3 protein-coding genes (1 of these 3 cut by a window edge) are annotated in these 2,701 nt (G+C 29.2%); 1 reads left to right on the plus strand and 2 read right to left on the minus strand.

Going from position 1 to position 2,701, the window contains the following annotated elements:
- Positions 1–532 carry the 5' portion of an STM3941 family protein gene (locus ACKTTQ_RS02605; protein WP_408048318.1) on the minus strand. Its footprint begins 47 nt before the window's first position, so the window shows 532 of its 579 coding nt (coding positions 1–532); it begins with the start codon at positions 530–532; the stop codon falls past the left edge of the window.
- A 146-nt stretch (positions 533–678) separates the two neighbouring features.
- A complete protein-coding gene (locus ACKTTQ_RS02610) occupies positions 679–1,329 on the minus strand; it encodes a hypothetical protein (protein WP_408048319.1) in 651 nt (216 codons plus the stop codon).
- A gap of 928 nt (positions 1,330–2,257) precedes the next feature.
- Between ACKTTQ_RS02610 and ACKTTQ_RS02615 the strand changes: the two genes are divergently transcribed.
- Positions 2,258–2,701 (plus strand): IS110 family transposase (locus tag ACKTTQ_RS02615; protein WP_408048320.1); only part of this gene is annotated, 444 nt, incomplete at its 3' end.

Here is a 2,701-nt window from a genome sequence, read left to right on the forward strand (position 1 = left end):
TTGTGTTGGGCAACGTTTTTATTAATTCCGCTTTTTTACTTTTTTCAGCGTGTGTCATTGCGATTATAAATTCAGTCAATTTTATTGTGTCCATTTCTAATTGTCCGAGTTGAATATTCAATTCTTGTGCACCAAGTTCCTCATTCAGTTTAGCAATACCTTTATAAAACTTACTTTTCTTTTTAGAAGGTCTAAAATTTCCAGGAACTAAAAGACAAATGAAATGTTGTCCGTAAATATTTATAGAATATGCATCTTTTATTATTTCCCAATTTATAAATTCACTATGCGTTGTTCTGTCGTAAATTCCAATTTCGTTTATAATAACTTGAGGTCTTTTGTCAAATAAATGAAAAAGTCCAACAGGAATTGCTAAACCAAAAAAACAAGTTCCAATCCAACCCATTATTCGGTCAGTTTCACTGCTTTCCGCTCTCGTAATCATCCATATTCCGATTACAATAAAAGGAATAGATAAAAAGAAGAGTTTCAGTGCTTTTTTTTTCGATTTATATAGTTTGATTTCTATCATTCTCTAGTGTTGCCCAACGTGTTTGTGCATGATTTCGTTGCGTGTTTAAGCAACCAATTTAGCAAATAAATCCAGATAGAAAGTCTGCGAGGACTTTCGTAAATAGGCTATAACAAGCAATTAATTATACATGGTGTTGCACATAGTTATTTTTCTAATTGCATTTTTGACAAGTTGACTTTTTCTTTCTTTCTTGGATATTCTCCATGTTCAAAAGTTAACTCAAAATAGTAATCATAATTATCTTTTTCAATTCGTTCTAATGAAATCAAATTAACATTATAGAAAAAACCAACACGGTATAATTCGTAATCCTTTCCAAGTTCTTCAGGTTCTATTACAATATATATTGAATCTGTACAATTGCACATTTCAAGAGGTAATGATTTTCCGTCGCATATACTGAATATAGAATATCCGAAAGAGTTTAGTCGCTTTCTAATCTTTCCAAAGGTTTCAGCAAATAGTTTATTATCTAATTTTGTTAGCTCAACGTTTCTTTTGAAGATATACTCATTTCCAAGTTCTTTTAAATCCAATGTGTCTTTGGAAAACCTTTTGTCAAGTGTTTTTATTACTTTAGAATATTTCAATTCAGTGATTTCAGTTTCTTTTTTTTCGAATTTTAAGGATTCAAGAATAGAGTTTTTCTTACTTAATTCTACGTTGTGTTTTTTTAATTCAGATATTTTAGTTTTTAAAAGATTATTTTCCTTTAATAATCCACCATCTTTATTCTTTTGAGAACAAGATAAACTTAAAATGAGAATAAAAAATATGATTGTTATACGATTCATTTTTTAATTATGTGCAACGATTAATGTATGGTTTCGTTGGTGCGAACACTAAGATAGTAAAAAGAAAAGACCCATTGTTCAGCCGTGGCGAATTTTCCGATAGGAAAATCCGCAGCAATGAACTATACGTGTTCTTAGCACATGTTTTTTTTTATTACAAAGAAAATTGACATAATCAAAAGCAAGGGAGTAATCCATAAGACAGTTGAGTAAAGAGCATAATAACCTCGAAATTTTAAATTTCCTTTATTTTTGACCCATAATCCGTCGCTAAGTCCAAATTCATCAACATTGAAAGGTTCTTTTTTGAATATTATGTCAAAAAGTACAGTGATTAGTTTTACTATATTCAGTGTTATAAATGGAGAAAACGTAATTAGAATACAATTGTAGTTACAGAAAAAAAAACATTTTAAAAATACGAGTAATATTCCCGAAAATCCAGCTAGAAAGGTCCATTTAAGATACTTTTGAAATATTGAGTTTTTTTTCAAATCTTCAGAGAAATTAATTATCAAAAAACTAGCGATTGGGAAAATCGAAATTAGTATATAGAAGTAAATTTCCGAAAGGGTCATTTTTAAATATGTGCTAACGTATTTGTATATGAAAAGTAGCGGATTTTTAAGTACTAACTTTTCAAGTTATAACTAATGCTAAATTTACAAAACCAACTTTAAATGAAGCACTCAAACCGCTATTTTTTATATACGTCTTAAGTTTACAAAGTAGTAAATTTAAGTATTAAACCAGAAAGCACAAAAGAGAGGATTAAGGTTATTATATACGCAGAGACTATAGATCTCGACAACATTGAAAATCCCCTCTCTTTTCTACTCAGATTCCGTACAGTTCTATGAGGCTTTTTAGACCTCGCTTTTAAGTAGTTGAAACTCGTGTAGATTGTCCTTTCAATAAAACTTTTCTTATGTATAAAGATATTAAATATTTTGGAATAGATATCAGTAAATCAGTTTTTGATGTTACGGATTCAGATGGTAATTATTGGCAGTTTAAAAATAGTTTTTCAGGGTTTAACAAGTTTGTTAAATTGTTAACTGTTACGAGTCATTGTGTTATGGAAGCAACAGGGTATTACCATTATAAGTTAGCCTATTATTTAGTAGAAAAAGGAATAAAAGTATCTGTAGAAAACCCACTATCGGTAAAACGTTTTATTCAAATGAAACTCTCAAAAATAAAAACAGATAAGAGTGATTCAAAATTAATCTGTGAGTACGGGAAACAGGTAGAATTAAAGTTATGGTGTGAACAATCAAAAGAACAACAAGAATGTCTTCAAATTACAAGATTGCTTAGTGTTTATACAAAACAGAGCACTATGCTAAAAAACAAAATACATGGGGAAGAA

It is taken from the genome of Tenacibaculum halocynthiae, from assembly GCF_964512825.1.
In the GTDB taxonomy this organism is placed as follows: Bacteria; Bacteroidota; Bacteroidia; order Flavobacteriales; family Flavobacteriaceae; genus Polaribacter; species Polaribacter halocynthiae.